At 60.4% G+C, this 15,709-nt stretch carries 15 protein-coding genes; 6 read left to right on the top strand and 9 right to left on the bottom strand.

The genetic code is table 11. From position 1 onward, the window contains the following. Positions 1 to 214: 214 nt before the first annotated feature. On the bottom strand, positions 215 to 1,753 hold the full coding sequence (locus KHO23_RS30565) for a CoA-acylating methylmalonate-semialdehyde dehydrogenase (RefSeq protein ID WP_211616150.1): 1,539 nt from the start codon (positions 1,751 to 1,753) through the stop codon (positions 215 to 217). A 133-nt stretch (positions 1,754 to 1,886) separates the two neighbouring features. On the opposite strand from KHO23_RS30565, the gene KHO23_RS30560 reads away from it, so the two are divergent. After that, complete coding sequence (locus tag KHO23_RS30560; protein WP_211616148.1) at positions 1,887 to 2,786, top strand: LysR family transcriptional regulator; 900 nt, start codon at positions 1,887 to 1,889, stop codon at positions 2,784 to 2,786. Between the two features lie 343 nt (positions 2,787 to 3,129). After that, complete coding sequence (locus KHO23_RS30555) at positions 3,130 to 3,666, top strand: class IV adenylate cyclase (protein WP_172162018.1); 537 nt, start codon at positions 3,130 to 3,132, stop codon at positions 3,664 to 3,666. 84 nt (positions 3,667 to 3,750) lie between these two features. Here KHO23_RS30555 and KHO23_RS30550 read toward each other — a convergent pair whose 3' ends face one another. Next, positions 3,751 to 4,242: an Lrp/AsnC family transcriptional regulator gene (locus KHO23_RS30550; protein ID WP_211616146.1), complete on the bottom strand. Its 492-nt coding sequence runs from the start codon at positions 4,240 to 4,242 to the stop codon at positions 3,751 to 3,753. Positions 4,243 to 4,390: 148 nt separating this feature from the next. On the opposite strand from KHO23_RS30550, the gene phhA reads away from it, so the two are divergent. Then, positions 4,391 to 5,281, top strand: a complete 891-nt coding sequence (gene phhA / locus KHO23_RS30545) for a phenylalanine 4-monooxygenase (protein ID WP_236067053.1) — start codon at positions 4,391 to 4,393, stop codon at positions 5,279 to 5,281. A gap of 49 nt (positions 5,282 to 5,330) precedes the next feature. Beyond that, positions 5,331 to 5,675, top strand: coding sequence for a 4a-hydroxytetrahydrobiopterin dehydratase (locus KHO23_RS30540; protein ID WP_268963962.1), 345 nt, complete (start codon positions 5,331 to 5,333; stop codon positions 5,673 to 5,675). 94 nt (positions 5,676 to 5,769) lie between these two features. On the opposite strand, the gene KHO23_RS30535 is transcribed toward KHO23_RS30540, so the two are convergent. Continuing rightward, on the bottom strand, positions 5,770 to 5,994 hold the full coding sequence (locus tag KHO23_RS30535; protein WP_063498128.1) for a DUF3717 domain-containing protein: 225 nt from the start codon (positions 5,992 to 5,994) through the stop codon (positions 5,770 to 5,772). Positions 5,995 to 6,178: 184 nt separating this feature from the next. On the opposite strand from KHO23_RS30535, the gene KHO23_RS30530 reads away from it, so the two are divergent. Together KHO23_RS30530 and KHO23_RS30525 are read left to right on the top strand one after the other, a co-directional pair. Further along, on the top strand, positions 6,179 to 6,865 hold the full coding sequence (locus KHO23_RS30530; protein WP_028197606.1) for a response regulator transcription factor: 687 nt from the start codon (positions 6,179 to 6,181) through the stop codon (positions 6,863 to 6,865). A gap of 150 nt (positions 6,866 to 7,015) precedes the next feature. Beyond that, entirely contained in the window at positions 7,016 to 8,524 is a 1,509-nt protein-coding gene (locus KHO23_RS30525; protein ID WP_211616142.1) for a sensor histidine kinase, read from the top strand. A 71-nt stretch (positions 8,525 to 8,595) separates the two neighbouring features. Here the strand turns inward: KHO23_RS30525 and KHO23_RS30520 are convergent, their stop codons facing one another. The 6 genes from KHO23_RS30520 to KHO23_RS30495 all read right to left on the bottom strand — a co-directional run bounded on the left by KHO23_RS30520 (position 8,596) and on the right by KHO23_RS30495 (position 14,994). After that, on the bottom strand, positions 8,596 to 9,120 hold the full coding sequence (locus KHO23_RS30520) for an SET domain-containing protein (protein WP_211616140.1): 525 nt from the start codon (positions 9,118 to 9,120) through the stop codon (positions 8,596 to 8,598). A gap of 220 nt (positions 9,121 to 9,340) precedes the next feature. Continuing rightward, complete coding sequence (locus KHO23_RS30515) at positions 9,341 to 10,453, bottom strand: NADH:flavin oxidoreductase/NADH oxidase (RefSeq protein ID WP_211616138.1); 1,113 nt, start codon at positions 10,451 to 10,453, stop codon at positions 9,341 to 9,343. Between the two features lie 73 nt (positions 10,454 to 10,526). After that, positions 10,527 to 11,240 (bottom strand): glutamine amidotransferase, encoded by a 714-nt coding sequence (locus KHO23_RS30510; RefSeq protein ID WP_211616136.1) that lies wholly within the window; start codon positions 11,238 to 11,240, stop codon positions 10,527 to 10,529. A 127-nt stretch (positions 11,241 to 11,367) separates the two neighbouring features. After that, positions 11,368 to 12,006, bottom strand: a complete 639-nt coding sequence (locus KHO23_RS30505; RefSeq protein ID WP_211616134.1) for a MarR family winged helix-turn-helix transcriptional regulator — start codon at positions 12,004 to 12,006, stop codon at positions 11,368 to 11,370. Positions 12,007 to 12,541: 535 nt separating this feature from the next. Then, a complete protein-coding gene (locus tag KHO23_RS30500) occupies positions 12,542 to 13,657 on the bottom strand; it encodes a YbdK family carboxylate-amine ligase (protein WP_211616132.1) in 1,116 nt (371 codons plus the stop codon). A gap of 131 nt (positions 13,658 to 13,788) precedes the next feature. Then, the gene (locus tag KHO23_RS30495; protein ID WP_211616130.1) at positions 13,789 to 14,994 is read right to left on the bottom strand and encodes a cation:proton antiporter; all 1,206 of its coding nucleotides are present in this window, start codon (positions 14,992 to 14,994) and stop codon (positions 13,789 to 13,791) included. Positions 14,995 to 15,709: the final 715 nt, after the last annotated feature.

Here is a 15,709-nt window from a genome sequence, read left to right as displayed (position 1 = left end):
TGCGCGCAAAATGCTCCCTGCCTCTGACACTTGCTACCTTGAGCACCTGTTCGCCGCTTGACTTCCAATACGGTTGCTTTTCTTTGCGGCAGGCAAAGAAAAGTAGGTGCCCCCCCGCACAGGGGGAACGCTAATAGACCGATAACAAAACAAGGAAAGGCCAACACCGCAGGCATACAACCAACAAGCGCCGCCGCAGGCAAAAAACCAAACCTTATTTAGCCACCGGCATAGTGAACTCAGCCCCCTTGCCGATGCTATCCGGCCACCTCTGCATGATGCTCTTATACCGCGTGTAGAACCGCACACCCTCTTCCCCATAGGCATGGTGATCGCCAAAAAGCGACCTCTTCCACCCACCAAACGAATGCCACGCCATCGGCACAGGAATCGGCACATTAATCCCCACCATCCCAATCTGAATCTGCCGGGAAAAAGTCCGAGCCACCCCACCATCGGAGGTAAACAACGACACCCCATTAGCAAACTCGTTAGCGTTAATCAACTCAACAGCAGAAGCAAAATCCGGCACTCGCACAACACACAGCACAGGACCAAAAATCTCTTCACGGTAAATCTTCATATCAGTCGAGACATCGTCGAACAACGTGCCGCCGAGAAAGAACCCCTTCTCATGCCCGGCCACCTCATGGCCACGCCCATCAACAACCAGCTTCGCCCCGGCCGCAACACCGGCATCGATATAACCCGTCACCTTCTCGCGATGCGCCGCCGTCACCAACGGCCCCATCTCGGCCTCCGATTCCATGCCGTTCAAAATCTTCAGACTCTTCACTCGCGGCGTCAGCCGCCCGATCAGTTCGTCTGCAATATGCCCCACCGCGACCGCCACCGAAATCGCCATGCAACGCTCGCCCGCCGAACCATACGCCGCGCCAATTAACGCATCGACAGCCTGATCGAGATCCGCGTCCGGCATCACCACGAGGTGATTCTTCGCACCGCCCAAAGCCTGCACGCGCTTGCCGTGCTTCGTGCCTTCCGTATAGATGTATTCGGCAATCGGCGTCGAGCCGACAAACGACAACGCACTCACCTCGGGATGCACGAGCAATGCATCCACCGCCACCTTGTCGCCATGCACGACGTTGAACACGCCATCCGGCAATCCCGCTTCTTTCAGCAGTTCGGCCAATCGACTCGAGACGGACGGATCGCGCTCCGACGGCTTCAGCACGAACGTGTTCCCACATGCGATCGCCACCGGAAACATCCAGCATGGCACCATCATCGGAAAATTGAACGGCGTAATACCGGCAACCACGCCCAGCGGCTGACGCAAATTCCAATTGTCGATACCGCCGCCGATCTGGTCGGTAAAGTCGGTCTTCAGCAGATTCGGAATGCCGCACGCGAACTCGACGATCTCGATGCCGCGCATCACCTCGCCCTTCGCATCCGAAAACACCTTGCCGTGCTCACGGGTGATCAATTCCGCGAGTTCGTCATGGTGACGGTCGAGCAATTCCTTGAACTTGAACAGCACGCGCGCCCGTTTGATCGGCGCAGTTTCGCTCCATGCCGGAAACGCCGCATTGGCGGCAGCGACGGCCGCATCTACTTCAGCGACGCTCGCCAGCGGCACACGTGCGCTCACGCTGCCAAGCGCAGGATTGAAGACGTCGCCAAAGCGGCCGCTCGTGCCTTCGATCGTCTTGCCGTTGATGAAATGGGTCAGCGCGCGTGCGCTCGTCTCGCTCCGGACGGTCTCGTCCTGATAGGTCTCGCTCATCTTCGTGTCCTCTTCCTATGAATGTCTTCCGCCCACCGAAACCGGCGTGATGAACGCAAGCGTACGGCGCTTCGAGGCGACAAATCCAATGAGTAATGCTCAACTGCGCTATAAGCCGGGCTAATATCAGGATATGGATCTCACTCTGCTACGGGCGTTCGTCACCGTCGCGCGCGAGGGCAATCTCACGCGCGCCGCGGTGCAACTTCACCTGACCCAACCTGCCGTCAGCCTGCAGATCAAGCATTTGCAGGAGACGCTCGGCGTGACGCTGTTCACCCGGACCTCACACGGGCTTTCGCTGACCCGCGACGGCCAGGCCCTGCTGCCCCATGCAGAGCGCGCGTTGGGTGCCGCGAGCGACGTGCAGCGCGCGGCGGCGGCGCTGCGCCACGAAGTGCGCGGTCGATTAAGGATCGGCACAATTCTCGATCCGGCTTTCCTGCGCCTCGGCGGCTTTCTCAAGCAACTGGTGGAAACCTGGCCGCACATCGAAACGGCCTTGCGCCACGGTATGTCGGGCTGGGTGCTGGAGCAGGTTCGTGCGGGAGAACTGGATGTGGGCTATTACATCGGCCTGCCATCCGACGACGATAGCCGTGACGGAGCCATCTTTCACGCCGTCACGCTCACGCACTTTCAGTACCGCGTGCTCGCGCCGGCGGGATGGAAAGATCGCGTGAAGGGCGCGCGGGACTGGCGCTCGCTCGCCGCGCTGCCGTGGATCTGGACGCCGCCCGCGTCCGCGCACAATCGATTGTTGTCGCGCTGCTTCGACGAAGCCGGCGTAAAACCGGTTAAGGTGGCGGAGGTGGATCAGGAGCCGTCGATGCTCGATCTGGTCAAGTCAGGTGTCGGCCTCACGCTCGCGCGCGACGCCACCGCGATCGCTGAAGCTCATGCGCATGCGTTGACCATCGTCGAAGGCGTCACGGTGCCGACCCAGCTCAGCTTTATCACGCTGGCGGAGCGCAAGGATGAACCGGCGATCGCCGCCGCGTTGAAGCTGATCGAGCAGCAATGGGCGACATGAAAGCGGCATGAGGGGGTGCATGAGGGCACAACGAGCGCGATATGAGCCACGCTCATGACAGCCGCTCACCGTGCGGCCGCTGGTCATGCTGGTTGGCTTTTCCGTGTAGAACAGCCGCGCTGATCGCCTCTGGCGCTCGTCGGCGCGGGTCACATTGACAGGCCATCGTCGTCGACCCCGCCATCTGAAACGACGTCGTCACGCGCTTTTTGTTAGATTGAGGGTTTGCGCTCACGCGCCGGCCCCGCTTCGTTTTTGTTCCGTCTGACTTTGTCCTTCCCGGCGGCTTCGCCCGGCAACACCGGAAGCCGCCGACCACGCCATCCTTCGACAGGAGCCTGACATGGCACGCAACATTGAAATCAAAGCCCGCGCCCAGCATTTCGAGCAACTGCGCGAGCGAGCCGCAAAGCTTGCACCGGACGCGCCGCTGATCTTCCGTCAGCAGGACTTTTTCTACGATGTCCCGCGTGGCCGCCTGAAGCTGCGCCAGTTCGACGACGGCACGCCGGCCGAACTGATCTTCTACCAGCGCGACGACCGCGACGGCCCGAAGGCGTCGTATTACACGCGCAGCCCGGTGACCAACCCTGAAGCCATGCACGCGCTGCTCGCCACGGCGCTCACCACGCGTGGCATCGTCACGAAGGAACGTCACGTTTATCTGACAGGACGCACGCGGATCCATCTGGACCGGGTCGATGGTCTCGGCGACTTCGTCGAGCTGGAAGTCGTGCTGGCTCAGGACGACGACGAAGAAGGCGGCCACGCCGAAGCGCACGCAATGTTCCAGACCCTCGGCGTGCCGGAGTCGGATCTGGTCGCGGTGGCCTACGTCGATTTGCTGAGCCCGGACAACGAACCCAAGCAAGCTGCGTAAAACTGAAGCGTCGCGGGTCGCGGCGAAATCAACCTCGGAGCCGCTCCCCTCTTCAACACCCCCAACGGCCGGGAAGCCGCAGCATCAGGTAGCGGCCGCCCCCGGCGACAGATGACCAAGCGGCAACGGCCCATTGCGCTTGAACGTGGTCAACACGATATTGGAGCGCACGCTGTCTACGCCCGGGACACGCATCAACTTCTTCATCACGAACGTCGACAGATAATTCAGATCGGGCGCGACAATGCGCAGCAGATAATCGGCGTCGCCGACCACTGCGTGACATTCCAGTACTTCCGGCAGCACCTCGATCTGTTGCTGGAATTGCTCGATGATCGAGTCGCCGTGATGCTTCAGCTTCAGACTCGTAAAAGCCGTCACGCCGAGCCCGAGTTTTTCCGGGCGCAGCACGACGCGATAGCCGTCCACCACACCCACCTGCTCGAGGCGCTGCAAGCGCCGCCCGATCTGCGACGGCGACAGCGGCACCTGCTCAGCCAATTGCTGATGCGTGGCCCGCCCAAAGCGCTGAAGAACGTCCAGCAGCGCGAGATCGAAGTGATCGAGTTCTAGCATGAGAGATTTCCGCATTAAACCTGTATTTAATGCATGATTATTGCATATTGACACGTCATAACGCCATCATTGCGCCCATTCCGCACGCTCGCCGCTCTACACTTGCATCACCGTTTCAATCAGCAGTCACCGTAGAGCGCGCAGCATCATGTCCACAGCCAACACCGCCAAACTCAAAGAGCAATTCGACGCCGGCCTCGAAACCCGAGCCGATTTCACCATCGACCAGCCTATCGCACGATATGGCGCGGTCGACCACGCTGTCTGGCAACAGCTTTATGCACGCCAGACAGCGCTGCTCAAGGGCCGTGTATGCGATGAGTTTCTGGCAGGCGTCGACTGTATCGGCATGCCGTCCGGGCGCGTGCCCTCCTTCGACGAAATCAACGCAAAGCTAACGCCCGCGACGGACTGGCAAATCGTCGCGGTGCCCGGACTCGTGCCCGATCAGGTGTTCTTCGAGCATCTGGCGAACCGCCGTTTTCCCGTGACATGGTGGATGCGCCGCCCCGATCAACTCGATTATCTGCAGGAACCGGACTGTTTTCACGATCTGTTCGGCCACGTGCCGCTCCTGATCAATCCGGTGTTTGCGGACTACATGCATGCGTACGGCCGCGCCGCGCTCGCCGCGAATGATGCGGGCGCGCTGCCGCTGCTCGCGCGTCTCTACTGGTACACCGTCGAGTTCGGCCTGATCCGCGACGCGGCAAGTCCGAACGGCGTAAAGATCTACGGCGCGGGCATCGTGTCGAGCAAGGGCGAGACGCTCTACAGCCAGCAAAGCGCGGCGCCGAACCGGCTCGGCTTCGACCTCGAACGCGTGATGCGCACGCGCTATCGCATCGACACGTTCCAGAAAACCTACTTCGTGATCGACGACTTCGCGCAATTGTTCGGCGTGGCGCAAACCGACTTCGCGCCGCTGCTGGCAAAGCTGGCCGCAGAGCCGCCGTTCGCGGCAGGCGACGTGCTCGAGGGCGATAAGGTCATCACGCGCGGCTCGCAGGAAGGCTGGCAAATCGACGGCGATATTTGACAACCCAGCCCGAGCAGTCCGACAGCAGACTGATGGCATCCGTGAAAAAATAGCGGATACGCACGCCTGCCGGCGTGCCTGTTCAGATCAACGAGGTAGCACCATGATTAGCAAACTGACTTCCGAAGAACGCGCCACGCAGGTTTCGGAACTGCGTGGCTGGCAAGCCGTGGCGGGCCGCGACGCGATCCAGCGCCACTTCAAGTTCGCCGACTTCAACGAGGCATTCGGCTTCATGACGCGCGTGGCCATCAAGGCGCAGGAGATGGATCACCACCCGGAATGGTTCAACGTCTACAACAAGGTGGAGATCACACTGTCGACGCACGAGGCCAATGGTTTGACCGAGCGGGACATCAAATTGGCCCGATTTATCGACAGTATTACAGCGTAATACAGGCAATCAGAAGCCTTGATACACACCGAATCGACCGATTTGACGGTAATGAAAGGGCATTGCAGGCAATTCTCCGCCCAACCCTTCAGTTCTACAGGCTATTATTAAGGCGCACGTAAGAATCCCACGCAAGCCTCGCGATCCCGTCCAAACGATCCGGTGATAGCGTCTGCTGACGCTGTACAATCATCAGCGCATACGGCTTGGAGAGCGCGCTTGCCTCCTTGCACAGAACGAGTTCGTCGCCGCTCGAAGGTGAGCGGGCGCGCCAGAAGTTGATTGCGGCTTCCAGTTCGTGAATCGTTATCTCGGACATGACGTCGTGATCGCTCGGTGGCTGCTTGATGGCTGCTTTCGGGCTACCTCATGGCTGCTCGATAGCTGTTTCGTGGCCGCCTGGTGCCGGTTCGGCACGGCCGCGCGGCACGCTGCCTGTGCAGCAGGCGCCCCGGCGAACCGCTTGCCCAAACGCCTAAAACCATTGTACTTGAGCGAAATCCATGCGACTCCTTCTGATCGAAGATGACCGCCCCATCGCACGCGGCATCCAAAGCAGTCTCGAACAAGCCGGCTTCACCGTCGACATGGTCCATGACGGCATTTTCGCCGAACAGGCCCTCACCCAAAACCGCCATGAGCTCGTGATCCTCGATCTGGGCCTGCCCGGTATCGACGGCATGACGCTGCTCGCGCGCTTCCGTCAGAGCAATCGCCACACGCCGGTGATCATCCTCACCGCGCGCGACGAGTTGAACGACCGCGTGCAAGGCCTGAATTCCGGCGCCGACGACTACATGCTGAAGCCGTTCGAACCCACCGAACTCGAAGCGCGCATCCGCGCCGTGATGCGCCGCAGCGGCCCGCATGGCGACATGCCGCGTCCGGAAGTGTCGCTGGGCGGTGTGCGTCTGTCGGGCGTCGATCGCCGCATTTTCAACGACGACAAACCGCTCGAACTGTCGCCGCGCGAATTCGCGGTACTCGAAATGCTGCTGCTGCGCCACGGCCGTGTGGTCAGCAAGGCTCAGCTGCAAGACCATCTGACGCACTTCGGCGGCGATCTCGGCGATACCGCGATCGAAGTCTATGTGCACCGGGTACGCAAAAAGCTCGAAAACTGCCGTGTCGAAATCGTCACGGTACGCGGCTTCGGTTACCTGTTGCAGGAAATCCGTCAGGCCGCATAATCGTTGCAAGGGCCGCAATGTGTAATGTGTATTGCGGCCTGACAGCGCCGGGCCGGCGCCGCGCACTCGGTGCGCCATTCGCCGGCATCCGGCGAGTTTTCACGGCGCCACGGTGCTTCACGCCGTTGCCTCTTTCCCGCGCGTTCGATCATGCCCCAGCCGGCCGCCAATAGTCTGCGCCGCACGCTGCTGCGGCGCCTCGCTGCTCCCCTTTCGCTGCTCGCGCTCATGAGCGGCCTGATCGCTTACTGGCTGGCGTGGCAGTACACGCAGCACGTGGTCGACCGGTCGCTCGCCGATCTCGCCACCGCGATCTCCAAACAGATCCAGATAGCCGGCCCCGACGCCAAGGTGACGGTGCCGCCGCTCGCGCAGGCCATGTTCTCCGATCCGGTCGAACAACTCGTTTATCGGATCAGCAACGGCGAAACCGAAATCGCCGGCGACCACAATCTGCCGCTGCAGGGCACCAGCGTGCGCCGTATGCACTATGCGTACGTGTTCGAAACCCAGCACGAAGGCGTGACCGTGCGGGTGGCACAGGTACGCGTCGATCAGCCTACCGGCAATCCGATCGTCGTCGAAGTGGGTCAGCCGGTGCATCACCGTTTTCGCATCGCCGCCGAGTTTCTGGTCGCGATCATGATGCCGCTGCTCTTGCTACTGCTGGCGGGTTGGGTGATCGTTTGGCGCGTCGTCAATCAACAGCTCAATCCGCTAACCGATCTCGCCGACTCGCTGAACCGGCAGACCCATACGTCGCTCGAACCGGTGGACGAAACCTATGTGCCGGTTGAAATCCGGCCGCTCACCGGCGCGTTGAACGCGCTGCTCGATCGTCTGAAAACCGCCCTCGACGGACAGCGCAAATTTATCGCCGACGCCGCGCATCAGCTGCGCACACCGCTCACCGCCGTCAAACTGCATGCGGAACAGGCCGCGGTCGCGCGCGACCCGCAGCAGACGCTCGTCGCGGTCCGTGAATTGCGCGCTGCGGCCGACCGCGCCGTGCGGTTGTCGAACCAGTTGCTCTCGCTTGCGCGCGCCGAGCCGGGCGAACAGGCGGCACGGTTCGTCAACGTGGATATGGCCGCGCTCGCGTTCGATACGGGCGCGGAATGGGTGCCGCGCGCGTTGACCTTCCACGTCGACCTCGGCTTCCAGCGGCTCGACGATCCGGCCAACGATCACCCGCTGATGGTCCGCGGCAATCCGGTGCTGCTGCACGAAGTGATCGCCAATCTGCTGGATAACGCGCTCAAGTACGTGCCGCCTTCACGCTTCGATGGCGGCCGCATCACGGTGACGGTGTCGCAAACCGTGATCGAGGATCTGCGCATGGCCGAGATTGTCGTCGAAGACAATGGGCCGGGCGTGCCGCCCACGCAGCAAGCCGATCTGTTCAAACGATTCTTCCGCGGCGACGGCCAGAGCGAAGCCGGCGTGGATAGCGGCGCCGGTCTCGGTCTCGCGATCGTTCACGACATCATGGTGCTGCATCACGGCAGCGTGCATTACGAAGATTCGCCGGACGGCGGTGCGCGTTTCATCGTGCGTATTCCACTGATACCCGCCCCGACCAGCGTTCAACAGGACGCCGATCCCGGCACACGGCGACCGGCAAAAAAATCGGCGCACTCGGCGCCGATCGATATGTGACTCTACAGCGGCCCAAAGCGCCGCCACGGGCTGCCTTGAGTTCACTTACGTCAACTCAGGCAGCCCGCATTTCATTTCTTCTTCGCTTTTTTCTCCGACGTCTTCACCTTCTTTGCCGACTTGTCGGAGCTGGAAACGCCTTTCTCTTTCTCCGGCGGAGCCAGCATCGTGCCGCGGCATTTGCGCGCGCCGCAACGGCATTCGTATTCCTTCTTGAGCTTCTTGGTCTGGCGCGCGTCGATGACGAGGCCATAGTCGTAAAAGACTTCCTCACCCTCGGCGATGTCGCGCAGCGCGTGCACATACACGTGACCATCGATCTCTTCGGCTTCGCAATTTGGTGCGCACGAATGGTTGATCCAGCGCGCGCTGTTGCCGTCCACCTTCCCGTCGATCACTTTGCCGCTATCGAGCGCGAAGTAGAACGTGTGATTCGGTTCGTCCGGATTGTGCGGATGACGGCGCAACGCTTCTTTCCAGGAGATCCGCTCACCCTTGTATTCGATCAGCCGCTCGCCGGCCGCAATCGGCTCGATGGCAAACACGCCTTTGCCGTGCACACCCGAACGGCGCACGGCGATCCTGCGTGAACTCATTGAATGAATCCTTGTGAAGAACTGGGGGTGAAGATCCGGCAGCCGCCAAAAATGCCCGCGTCTAGCGCGCTGCTTTTTCTGACGCGGATAGCAAACGCGGCGCCTTGCGAGCGCCGCGTCGACTTGCGACGCTCATGCGCCACATCCGGCATCCTACACGCTCAAGACGGCTTCCTTCAACCGTCAAAAAGACGTGCGCGCATGAGGCGCAATGGCAAGTTCACCGTTGTCCGAACGAAATCTCACCGAACAGTGCTTTTTGGTCGCGCGGTTGCGAGCGCCAGTACTGCGGCGGCGCTTCGACCGTCGCGCCCAGTTGCGCCGCGGCATGCCACGGCCAGCGCGGGTTGTAGAGCAGCGCACGGGCCAACGCGATCAGATCCGCATCACCCTCTTCGATAATTTGTTCGGCATGCAGCGGATCGGTAATCAGACCCACGCCGATGGTCGCGAGGCCGGTTGCCTGTTTGACGGCCCGCGCGAAAGGAATCTGATAGCCCGGCTCAAGCGGAATCTTTTGCAACGGCGAGACGCCGCCGGACGATACGTCGATCCAGTCGCAGCCGCGCTTTTTCAACTCCTGTGCGAACGTGATCGTGTCCTCGAGCGTCCAGCCGCCTTCGACCCAGTCGGTCGCCGAGACCCGCACGCCGACCGGTTTGTCGGCGGGAAACGCGGCGCGCACGATGTCGAAGATTTCGAGCGGAAAGCGCATGCGGTTTTCTGGCGAACCGCCGTAGTCGTCGCTGCGTTGATTGGCGATCGGCGACAGGAACTGATGCAGCAGATAGCCATGCGCCGCGTGTATTTCCAGCGCATCGACGCCGAGGCGCGCGGCGCGGCGCGCGGAAGCCGCGAACGCTTCGCGAATCCGGTTCAATGCGGGTGTATCGAGCGCAAGCGGCGGCTCTTCACCCGCTTTGTGCGGCAACGCCGACGGCGCATGCGGCAGCCAGCCGCCTTGCGAAACCGCAATCAGTTGGCCGCCCTCCCAAGGCGCCTGACTCGACGCCTTGCGCCCTGCATGCGCCAACTGCATCGCAACGCGAATGTGCGAATGCTTGCGGATCGCGGCCAGGACAGGCACGAGCGCGGCTTCGGTGGCGTCGTCCCACAGTCCGAGATCGCCAGGCGTAATGCGGCCATCCGGCTCGACAGAGGTCGCCTCGATGCACAGCATGCCGGCACCGGATAACGCGAGACTGCCAAGATGGATCATGTGCCAAGCCGTAGCCTCGCCGCGATCGGCGGAATACTGGCACATCGGGGAGACGACGATACGATTAGGAAGCGTCACGCTACGCAGCGTGAGCGGGGAAAAAAGCGCGCTCATGGATTACGCCCGGTAAAAACCCAAGAGCGATCGAGCATAGCACCGCGGGTGATTATCTGCAGGCACCCCCGGCTCAGGGTTTCGGTTCCACCTGATCGAGCCACTCACCGAACATCCGGCGCGCGGCGGCTTCCAGCACCGGACCGAACTGCGCCGTCTCAGCCCGCAACTGACGTGCATCGATACCGTGGCCGGCAATCTCACCGGCGTTGCCGATCAACCAGGGTTCGAACCGGTCAGCCCGAATCTCCGGATGACATTGCAGGCCAAGCACGTGGCCGCCCCAGGAGAAAGCCTGGTTTTCGCAGGCAGGCGTCGAGGCGAGACGTGTGGCGTTATCGGGCAGATCGAAGGTGTCGCCGTGCCAATGCAGCATCGACGTGTGCGCGCCATCCAGATGACGCAGCGGCGACGCACGGCCGGAATCAGTGAGCGTAAGCGGTGTCCAGCCGAGTTCGGTATGGCCTGCGGGATAGACCCGCGCACCGAGTGCGCGCGCGATCAATTGCGCGCCGAGGCAAATGCCGAGCGTCGGCAGACCGGCGGCAATGCGCTTTTCGATCATGGTGAGCAACGGGACGAGCGTCGGATAGCGCGCGTCGTCGGTTGCACTGATCGGGCCGCCGAGTACAACCATGAGGGACGCCGCAACCGGGTCCGGTGCCTCGATACGGGCAAAACCGACGTCGAGATAACGCACCGGCCGGCCACGCTCGCCGAGCTCCAGCTCAAGACTGCCCAGATCCTCGAAGTGCACGTGGCGAATGGCCAGAACTTCGCGATTCATCAGCCTGTCCCACCTTCAGGTTGACTAAAGACTTGCCGCTACGCGGCGCGAACTGTCCGACGGACGGCAATAGCCGCCCGCTGGAACAGGCTTCGCAGTGTAGCGGATTGTCCGGGAAGAAGCCGCCTTACTGGGCGAAGATCTTCCAGGTCTTCTTCTGGGTGGCGACGTCAGCCGCTTCGTACACCGAGCAATCGAGACGCAAATCCGTGTCCGACATGTTCATGTCAAGCAGCGCGCAGTGATGCGGCGTCTTCTTCGGATTCTTGCTCGGCTCGAAATGCGTGCAGCTCAGGCACATACGGTGCGGCGGAATCGTGCCTTGCGCTTCCAGCTGGTGGATGGTCTTGAGCAGCGTGCGATAGAACAGCGTCTGCTCTTCGTCGCGCAGCGTGCCGACCGCTTTGGCCAGGAAGTCCGGCCATTGCGCAGCGCGCTTGGCGGCGGTACGGCCACGCGCCGTCAGACGGACCGCGAGGGCGCGGCCGTCGTCGAGGGCACGGCGTTTTTCGACCAGGCCTTTGGTCTCAAGCGTGCTCACGGCATCGCTGGTGGTCGCGGCGGTCAGCGCCGTTTCACGGGCAATTTCGCCAAGACGCATCGGGCCTTTACGCTGCATCAGCAAGACCAGGATTTCGCCCTGGGTCGGCGTCAGGCCTGCGCCTTCCGCCCATTCCCAAGCCTGGCTCCGCATGGCCGTGCTCAATCGCAATAGGCTGTGGGTCACTCGCCCGGTTGCCTTTTCTCCGTATACGCCTTCGCTCATAATCTTCGTTTGGTTTATTAAAGCTTGCGCGCGATGCCGGCGAACCGCCGCCAAACACGCCCGTAGCCTGTGTGGGGTAGCCTCGCCCAAAAGCAGACGAGACGGTTTCTACTATCTCAAAAATTTAACGCCTTGCAAGCCAAAGCAGCGAAAACGACATTCTATGCGAGACCGGCCAATCGTACAGCTAACTTATCCAATGCAAGCTGTGGATAACCATGGGAAAACACGGGGGATGACGTGTGTGCCGATTCTTGATAAGCAACCGCCCCCCTCCACCCTTACCGAAGTTGTCCTCGTTTACCGGCGCCGACAAGTCCCGTATCAGCCCAGTTATGGTTTACCTAGCACTTTGACTTTGCAGGGAATTATTCAGTTGTCCACAGGCAGATGCAATGCTTGTTAACTACTACTACGTTTGTATACGTAAACTTTAGAAAAACCTGAAGCCCTCGGGCTAGAAATTTTTTTTATGAAAAAAACCCGCTCGAAGCGGGTCTTCCTTACGGTTTAACGTAAGCAATCCTGCATCTGGCTAGGCTCGCCATTGCAGACACTGCTGCCTTACAGCTTCGTGCAAGGACTTTTCCCGCTCGAAGACGCCCCGCAGCCACGTCGCGTCATTGACCTGACCGCGCGCAATCGCGCCGATTTCGGCGAGCGCGTTGCCCGAACCCAATGCTTCGGCGTGCGGTGCAATCAAATCCAGCGTTTCGAGGATGTCTTCGGAAATCGTCTTGCGTTCGCTCGTTTGCGGGTTGATGCAGTTGCCCGCCAGACCAAAGCGGCATGCCTCGAACCGGTTGAACGTGTAGACGAGGTAATCGTCTTCCTTCGGCGTGATCGGCTTGTCGAGCAACAGATGCCGTGCCAGCGTCTGGATATAGCAGGCAATCGCCGCGGCGCGATCCACTGAAAACGGCGTGTCCATCACGCGCACTTCGATCGTGCCGAAACCAGGCTTCGGCCGGATGTCCCAGTAAAAATCCTTCATGCTGTTGACCACGCCGGTGTGGACCATCTTCGAGAAGTATTCTTCGAAGCTGTCCCACGTCAGCACGAACGGCGCACGGCCCGACAGCGGGAACGCGAACACGGAATTCAGTCGTGCCGAATGAAAACCGGTATCGACACCTTGTACGAACGGCGACGAGGCGGACAACGCGATGAAATGCGGAATGAAGCGCGACATGGAGTGCAGCAAATACAGCGCGCTGTTCGGATCCGGACAGCCGATGTGAACGTGCTGGCCGAACACCGTAAATTGCTTGGCAAGGTAGCCGTACAACTCTGAAAGATACTGAAAGCGCGGCGTATCGACGATCTGCCTTTCGCTCCATTGCTGGAATGCGTGCGTGCCGCCGCCGCACAAGCCGACGTTCAGATGGTCGGCTGCGGAAACCAGCGTGTCACGGATTTTGCGCAAATCGGTCACGGCCTGTTCATGCGTCGTGCAGATACCGGTCGACAACTCGATCATGCTTTCGGTGATTTCCGGCGTGATGTTGCCGGGGATTTTTTCATCCTTGATGAGACGCATCAGATCCGAGCCGGCTTTGGTCAGATCATAGTCGTGCGTATTCACGATCTGCATCTCGAGTTCGACACCGAAAGTGAACGGTTTCGAATCGATGAAGGGTTCGAGTGACATGGCGTCCCCTGAGTCAGGTCGGCCGGTGCGTGTCACATGCCTGTGTCACACACCCGGCCGTTTTTAAATCGAATAAGTCGGATAAAGCGCACAATTCAAGCGCCTGAAGTATCGAGCAGCGGCTTGCGCGCTTACTCTTCGCGCCGTTCGGCCACGAGCGCCAGGCTTCGATACACGAGCCATGGCCCGAGAATCTGCAACACGAAAATCGAACACATGACGATCGCGCGCAACTGCGGATCGAAATTCGGATAAAGGCTGTAGGTATCGTCGACGAGCAGGTACGCGAGCGCCGACATGGGCGATAGCGACAAACCGAGCGCCATACCCTGCTTCCAGTTCAAACCGCTCGGCTTGGCGAAGGCCATCACCCCCACCAGTTTCGCAACCAGACGCGCCACAATCAGACCCAGCGCCGCAACTCCGCCAAGCGCGATGTCTTTCCATTCGAATGTAGTCAGCGTCAACACGAACAGAATCACGGTCAACAACCAGCCGGCCGTGCCGAAATGTTCCGGCCACAACTGCGGACGCGCTTCAAGATTCTTCACGATGATGCCTGCGGCCAGCAAGGCAAGAATGGTGGAAAGCTTGAACACATGCGCCACCGCAATGGCCAGCAACACGAGGCCGAACAGCGCGACGAACGAATGTTCATCCTGCATGTTCAGGCGGCGATAAAAAAACGTGCAGGTACGCGCCAGTAGATAAGCCAGCACGAGCGAGCCGACCAGCAGATAAAGCGGCTGCAGAATCGTGGCGTAAACGTTGCCGTAAACCTCCTGATGCAACCAGCTCGAGACGAGCTTTTCGATCACCACCGCGTACATGCTGTTCAGCGCGGTCAAGGTCAACAAACGTTGCGTCACCTGACCTTCCGCGCGTAGCTCGGTTTTGAGCTGGATCACCATCGCCGGCGACGTTGCCATGGCAATCGCGGCGAGCACCGTTGCCACCATCAACGGCACCTTCAGAAACAACAGGACCGGCAAAACCAGCGCGAACGTCAGCGTGGCTTCGGCGACGCTCGACAGAATCAACCAGGGATTGCGGCGAATCCAGCGCAGATCGAGCCGGCTACCCAGTTCGAATAGCAACAAACCGAGCGCTACATCGAGCAACGGCCGCGCGGCGCTCGCGGACTCCGCGTCGATCACGCCGAAACCGGCTGCGCCTGCTATCAGACCGATGACCGCATATCCGGAAATTCGCGGCAAACGCCATGCGCGATAGCAAAGCTCACCGCACAGGCCGGCGGCCAGCAAAGCGAGACCAGCCCAAAAAATGGCGTCGGGTGTGAGTGGCCAGGCTGGAAAAAATGAAAACGCCGACTTCATTGTGATGGGTTCTCCTTGGCAGCAACGGCAGACGACACGAACCGGCGCACAAATACCGGCGAGCGGGTGAGCGCATGAGGCGCTCACTGTCGCGATCGCTTCGCGTGACCCGCGTTGCGAGTTTTCAACGATCGGATGATCTGAACGCGCCGCAGCCGCATGGAGCCCGGCGCATTCTGGGGTGCGGCCGTAGTAGGCGGCACGGCACGGTGAAAGAACGCCGTCGACTTTGAATCAGATTCTGATTGAGCGGCACCGTTCCATTGCAGCGTGTGCCGCCAAAGGCGAGGCACGACGCGAGAAAGAACGGCGATTGTGCCATAGCTTTTTCAGACTCAACCGAAAAGACAGGAACATGCAGGCAAAACGGTAAAAACGTACGTTATCTTCGCAAGATGAGGAAAAAGCGACCGTTTTGAAGCCGGGTCGGGTTCTCATAGGCTACAGACTCAACGTTGCAGATGTGTTTTTTCGGGATGTTGTCGGTCGCGTTTTATACCCGTTGTACCGGTGGTCCGAGCTCAACGATTGCGCTTGATCGCGAGCGGACTCTTCTGTTTACAGGTTTACCGTATGTATACGTAGTAACAGTTAACAAGGTGCCTCGATTTCTGTGGATAACTCCCGTTTACCGAATCAATTCATCGGGTTGCCGCTCGCATAACACGATGTACAGCGTGTGCGGCAGCGGCGGGTATACAAGGGTAACTTTTCG

Source organism: Paraburkholderia haematera, from assembly GCF_905220975.1.
Taxonomy (GTDB): domain Bacteria; phylum Pseudomonadota; class Gammaproteobacteria; order Burkholderiales; family Burkholderiaceae; genus Paraburkholderia; species Paraburkholderia haematera.
Note: the sequence above shows the minus strand (reverse complement) of the source record. Positions and strands in the feature narration are given on the sequence as shown.